Origin of the sequence: Kocuria sp. ZOR0020 (genome assembly GCF_000800955.1) — a bacterium.
GTDB classification, from domain to species: domain Bacteria; phylum Actinomycetota; class Actinomycetes; order Actinomycetales; family Micrococcaceae; genus Kocuria; species Kocuria subflava.
Genome location: NZ_JROX01000126.1, coordinates 1 through 5,341 on the forward strand (window position 1 = coordinate 1; position 5,341 = coordinate 5,341).

The window sequence follows — 5,341 nt, forward strand, 5'->3', positions numbered from 1 at the left end:
CACCGCCGCATTAACACCACAAACAGGGTTAGGGGCCTCGAACCGTCGTGTTCGGGGCCCTTTTCTCATACCCAAATATTGTTGTGCGCCAGTGTTGCCCCTGCGGGGTGGTCATGGGTGCTGGGTGTGCTGGTGCTGGGTTGTGGAGTGCCCCCTGAGCCCAGTGCCCCCTGTGCCCTGTGCCCTGTGCCGTGTGGTGGTGTGGTTGTGTTGCGGGGTGGGTGGTGCTGGGTGTGTTGGTCGAGTGGTCGATGTTCTGGTTGATCAGTGTTGATGGGCCAGGAAACTGACCACTGAACAGAGACCAACCAGGCAAGCGACCACTCAGCGTGGGTTGGACGATGATTGTGATGTCTGAGGCAAGCAGTAGGCTCAAACGCAAGCCATGGGACGGCAAATGAGCCGCGGCACCATGGCGGGATACCTACTGAAAACTGCCGTGACGGGGTGATCTGATGCGCCGACCCAGTGTGCTGCGCGGTCCAGGCGGGCCAGAGTTGTTCACCATCGACCGGACGCGCCAGGACGTGGCGCCGGGCGCGGTTCATGTTCCTGACTGGCTGGCCCTTTCTGAGCAGATGGACCTTGTACGCCTGTGCCGGCTGTGGGTGAGCGGGCCGCGGCCCCTCAAGCACCGGACACTGCCAGGGGGCGGCACCATGTCTGCCCAGTCCATGGTCATGGGGGACTACTGGACTCAGTCGTGGTTCGGGGAGAGCAACACCTTGAATCCCCAGGGTTCCACGTTGCCGTCAGTGCTGCTGGAACTGGGTGCGCGAGCCATACGTGAGGCCTACGGCGCACAGGCACCTGAAGTGCGGAGCTTTGTGCCGACCACCGCTCTGATCAACTTTTACGGTCACGATGCCCGTATGGGCATGCACCAAGACTTGGATGAGACCGGGGATGACCCCATAGTGTCCATCTCCCTGGGCGACACCTGCGTTTTTCGCCTGGGCAATACAGAAACCCGGTCCCGCCCGTATAAAGACGTAGAGCTGCGCAGTGGTGACCTGTTTGTTTTCGGCAGGGAGTCTCGCTGGGCATTTCACGGGGTGCCTGCAATCCGCTCCGGAACCGGCGATCCCCAACTCGGAATGCGTGACGGCGGCCGCCTGAACATCACGCTGAGACGGACACGGCAGGCGTGACTGCAACGATCGGGCGGTGGAGAACATTGTGGGACACAGGGCCTGTTCGGTGTTCGTACCAGCAGTGGAACAAGTGCCGGCAGTGGCAGCACCAGCAGCGTCAGCGGCACAAGCACGGAACTCGGTGATGAGCTCCGGTGGAACGGGGTGATCGTCATGGCATCTGAACAATCGGCCAAGGCCGTGAATGTTGTTGAAGGCACTGAGGCTTTTGTGGAGTCATACCGGCTCCTGGCGCAGGAGCTGGCCTCTGGCGTGGCAGTGGTGGCGGTCAGGCACAGAAACCGTGACCACGCGGTGACTGTGACGGGCTGGTTGGATGTCTCTTGGGATCCGCCCACCATGGCCGTGAGCCTTTTTGAGGAGGGACGCATCTGCGAAGCCGTGGAAGGAGCAGGCACCTGGACCCTGTCTGTGCTGAACCGTGACCAGGAATCCATTGCTTCTTGGTTGGCCTCACCGGGAAACCCTGTGGACGGGTTGCTCTCCAACGTGCCCCACGAACGTGTGGGGAAGGACGGTCCGGTGGTCATCTCCAACTGCTTGGCATGGTTCCATGTCCGGACGGATCAGATTCACAGCGTGGCAACCCATCAGTTGGTGGTGGGACGTGTGACTGCCATGGGTGGACCGGCGTCGTCGTCGCGGGGGGGCGCGGCGCGGCAAGGACAGGCGAGCGTGGCCCAAGGCCAGTCGAGTGGGGCCCCGAGCCAGACGAGTGTGGCCTCCAGCGGTGAACCGCTGATCCATTGGGCCCGTGGTTTCCACGGTTTGGGGTGATTCGGCCGGGGATGGACTGTGGGCGTCGTCGTGTGAACTGCCGGTTCGACACAACCCGGCCGGGATTGTCAGACTGGAGAAAACTGTCCGAATTCAGATGCGGCGGGGCACGAACGCTTGTTGAATCTGAGCGAGCCGTGCTGCCCGTGTGGTGCGTGCTGAAAGTGGGAATGATGAGCGCACCGAATCAATCAGCCGGCTCTCCCGGGGCTGTTGCATCAGAGCAGGCGGGACCGGTTGCAGACTATGTAGTGCCGTCCGGGGACCTTGGTGAAGTGGGTGTGCAGAAGGCTGACTTCAGCGCAGTCTTTGGGGATCATCCTGCGGGAATTGCCGTGATCACGGCCAAGGGGCCGGACGGGCCGGTGGGGCTGACAGTTTCCTCCGTGTCCTCCGTTTCAGCCGTGCCGCCCATCATTGGGTTCTCCCTACAAGCCAGAAGTGGTTCTGCCTTGTTGGTGGCTCAGGCGGACTCCTTGTTGGTGCATCTTCTGGATGCGCCGAACATCGGCTTGGCGCAGGCTTTTGCCACCCACGGGGCTCCGCGGTTCGGGGACGCCATGGACTGGGAGTGGCTGCCCACCGGTGAACCGTTGCTGAAGGGGGTGGGTCGTGTGATGCGGGTGCATCCTCTGGCTCGCATCCAGGCCGGCCCGGCTCTGGTGTTCAACGCAGGTGTGGTGGAAATCTTGGGGACCGAACCCAACGGTGCTCCCATGGTCTACCACCGGCGGCAGTTCCACAGCCTTTCATCCAGGTCCGTGGTGGACTACCAGATCTGAGCATGACCAGCCACGCTGCCGCTGCACCAGGGTGCTGGCGGCGAGGCTCAGTGCAGTCAGCACCAGCAAGTGGCCAGCCTCACATCACGAAACTTCACAATTAGTTGACGTGTCACCTACGGAGTCCTAATGTTGGTGACACATCAACTAATTGAAGGTTTCGCGAGGAGGAACTCATCATGACCACGTTCGATCGCCTTGTCCCCGGTACCTGGAACTTTGACGCCGCCCACTCCAAGGTTGGCTTCACCGTCCGCCACGCAGGCATCTCCAAGGTTCACGGCACCTTTGATCAGGCAGAGGCCGTCCTGAACGTTGCCGAGCAGGTCAACCAGTCCCGCATCGAAGCAACCATTCAGACCGCCTCCGTGAACACCGCCAACGCTGACCGTGATGCTCACGTGCGCGGCGAGGACTTCTTTGACGTGGAGAAGTTCCCCACCATGACCTTCACCTCCACCAGCTTCGACCTGGGTGACGGCGAAGGCACCATCACCGGTGAGCTGACCATCAAGGGCATCACCAAGACCGTGGAACTGGACACTGAGTTCAACGGTGTTGTGGTGGATGCCTTTGGCATGACCCGCGCGGGTTTTGAGGCTCAGACCACCATCTCCCGCAAGGAGTTCGGTCTGACCTGGAATGCTGCCATCGAGGCAGGCGGCGTGCTGGTCTCCGACAAGGTGGTCATCACCCTGGACGCTGCTTTTGTGGCACCCCAGGCGTGAATCACGCCTGACCCGGATCTGGTGGCTCACACCAAACGAGTGAGCCACCAGATCAACGGGATCACAATCAGCAGGACCAGAGCCAGGCGGCGCAAGCGAACCTCCGTGACAGCGGGGCTCAGCTTGGACCGACCTGGCTTTTTGGTGTGCGCGTGATCCTTGGCGATTTCATCCTTGAGGGGATCCGGACGATGGGGATCAGCGCCGGTGCTCAACGCCACCTCGTGGTCATGATCAGACCAATCATCATCAGACCCACACCGATCCCCACGTTGCCGTAGCCGATGGCAGGAATGGGCCACGAGTAGTCCATCAAGTACCACACGATCAGCCACAGCAGGCCGATCACAATCAGCCCGAACATGATGATCTTGTACCAGGTGGCAGTCTGGTCCGCATGCGGTGCGGTACTGCGCACACTGCGGGTGATCTCATCAGCCACGCCTTCAGCGGTGTCCTCACGCGAGTCGGCGGGGGAGTCGTCTTCCACGTTGCCCACGGCCTTCTTGCCATTGGCCCGCTGGGAACGCTCCCACTCCTTGCGGCGGCGTTCGGGCAGGGCCTCAATGGCCAGGCGGGTGAGTTCGTCGTCGACCGCTGTGGAAGGTGCCGGGTCCTCAACCACGGTGCGCTTGCGGGTGATGCGCTTCTTGGGCTCGGTCACTCGGGGAATTCCTCCTGCAGGCGGGTGGTCGCCGTTTCCTGCCACCCCGGTGGGTATCTGCAGCTGAACGACGACGACGGCACCCTCCATCATAGCGTCACAGCACTTGGGCGCTGGTGCCCCAACGGCAGTAGGCTGGACGGGATTGAATCACCGCAGTACGCCCGGGAGGCAGATGTGACCGTCAAGGTCCTGGTTGTGGACAACTACGACAGCTTTGTCTACACACTGGTTGGTTATCTGGAGGAGCTGGGTGCCCAGACCACGGTGATCCGTAATGACCAGGTGGATGCAGACACCGCCCGTGGCATGGCAGATGATCACCACGGCGTGCTGTTGTCCCCGGGCCCGGGAACCCCTGCAGAATCCGGTGTCTGCAGGCCTTTGATCCGGTTCGCGGAAGAGACCCTGAAGCCCTTGTTGGGTGTGTGCCTGGGGCACCAGACTCTGGCGGAAATCTACGGCGGAACCGTGGCCCACGCCGTGCAGCTCATGCACGGGAAGACCTCTGAGGTCCTGCACCACGACGGTGGGCTGTTCCAGGGTGTGCCGTCCCCGTTCATTGCCACCCGCTACCACTCCTTGAGCGTGGTGCCGCGCACCGTGCCGGAGTGCCTGGAGGTCACCGCCATGACCGCTGACGGTGTGGTCATGGGGCTCACCCACCGCAATGCACCCCTGCACGGTGTGCAGTTCCACCCGGAGTCAGTGCTCACCCAAGGCGGTTACCGCATGCTCGGCAACTGGTTGGAGATCTGTGGCCTGGAAGGGGCAGCGGAGGCCTCCGCTGAGCTCTCACCCCTGATCACCAACTGAGCAGGTCACCTGTTGAACGGGCCATCCATTGATCCGGTGACCATCTGATCCGGTCACGATCTGATCTGCAGACTGGCTCAACGTGAAAGGTGTGGGGGCCGACGATCGTGTGATGGTCGGCCCCCACACCTTTGACGTGACGGCTCGTGGACCGGGGTCAGCTGGCGGTGTCCGCGGTGCTCTCTGCCGAGGAACCGTTACCGGTGCCTGAGCCGTTGGATGACCCGCCATTGGTGAGCGCATCAACCGTGGAGGCTGCGGCCTCGGCGGTGCTGTTGGTGGCCGCATTCGCGGTCGACCCGTTGCCGTTGCTCGCATTCGATGCGTTGCCGTTGCTGCCGTTCTGGGAACCACTGCTGGTGCGCGTGGGCTGGCTTGTGGGCTCAGGAGCCTGAGTGGGTTCCGGCTCCTGTGTGGGCT

General features: G+C 62.3%; 7 protein-coding genes and 1 pseudogene. 5 read left to right on the forward strand and 3 right to left on the reverse strand.

Annotation, left to right across the window (positions count from 1 at the left end):
- Positions 1–455: 455 nt before the first annotated feature.
- The 4 genes from L979_RS08030 to L979_RS08045 all read left to right on the forward strand — a co-directional run bounded on the left by L979_RS08030 (position 456) and on the right by L979_RS08045 (position 3,441).
- Complete coding sequence (locus L979_RS08030; RefSeq protein WP_052209676.1) at positions 456–1,151, forward strand: alpha-ketoglutarate-dependent dioxygenase AlkB; 696 nt, start codon at positions 456–458, stop codon at positions 1,149–1,151.
- Positions 1,152–1,307: 156 nt separating this feature from the next.
- Positions 1,308–1,931, forward strand: coding sequence for a flavin reductase family protein (locus tag L979_RS08035; RefSeq protein ID WP_047691373.1), 624 nt, complete (start codon positions 1,308–1,310; stop codon positions 1,929–1,931).
- A gap of 251 nt (positions 1,932–2,182) precedes the next feature.
- A complete protein-coding gene (locus L979_RS08040) occupies positions 2,183–2,713 on the forward strand; it encodes a flavin reductase family protein (RefSeq protein ID WP_231559454.1) in 531 nt (176 codons plus the stop codon).
- 179 nt (positions 2,714–2,892) lie between these two features.
- Positions 2,893–3,441 (forward strand): YceI family protein, encoded by a 549-nt coding sequence (locus L979_RS08045; RefSeq protein ID WP_047691359.1) that lies wholly within the window; start codon positions 2,893–2,895, stop codon positions 3,439–3,441.
- A 26-nt stretch (positions 3,442–3,467) separates the two neighbouring features.
- Here the strand turns inward: L979_RS08045 and L979_RS08050 are convergent, their stop codons facing one another.
- Together L979_RS08050 and L979_RS14615 are read right to left on the reverse strand one after the other, a co-directional pair.
- Positions 3,468–3,662, reverse strand: a complete 195-nt coding sequence (locus L979_RS08050) for a hypothetical protein (RefSeq protein ID WP_047691361.1) — start codon at positions 3,660–3,662, stop codon at positions 3,468–3,470.
- Positions 3,653–4,105 carry a cell division protein CrgA gene (locus L979_RS14615; RefSeq protein ID WP_231559455.1) on the reverse strand — a complete coding sequence of 151 codons (453 nt, stop codon included), beginning with the start codon at positions 4,103–4,105 and terminating at the stop codon, positions 3,653–3,655. The genes L979_RS08050 and L979_RS14615 overlap by 10 nt, the downstream gene beginning before the upstream one ends.
- Before the next feature lie 177 nt (positions 4,106–4,282).
- Here L979_RS14615 and L979_RS15050 point away from each other — a divergent pair, with 177 nt between their 5' ends.
- The gene (locus tag L979_RS15050) at positions 4,283–4,921 is read left to right on the forward strand and encodes an aminodeoxychorismate/anthranilate synthase component II (RefSeq protein ID WP_047691365.1); all 639 of its coding nucleotides are present in this window, start codon (positions 4,283–4,285) and stop codon (positions 4,919–4,921) included.
- A 157-nt stretch (positions 4,922–5,078) separates the two neighbouring features.
- Here L979_RS15050 and L979_RS16720 read toward each other — a convergent pair.
- A pseudogene (locus tag L979_RS16720) lies at positions 5,079–5,341 on the reverse strand (hypothetical protein); the annotation flags it as partial.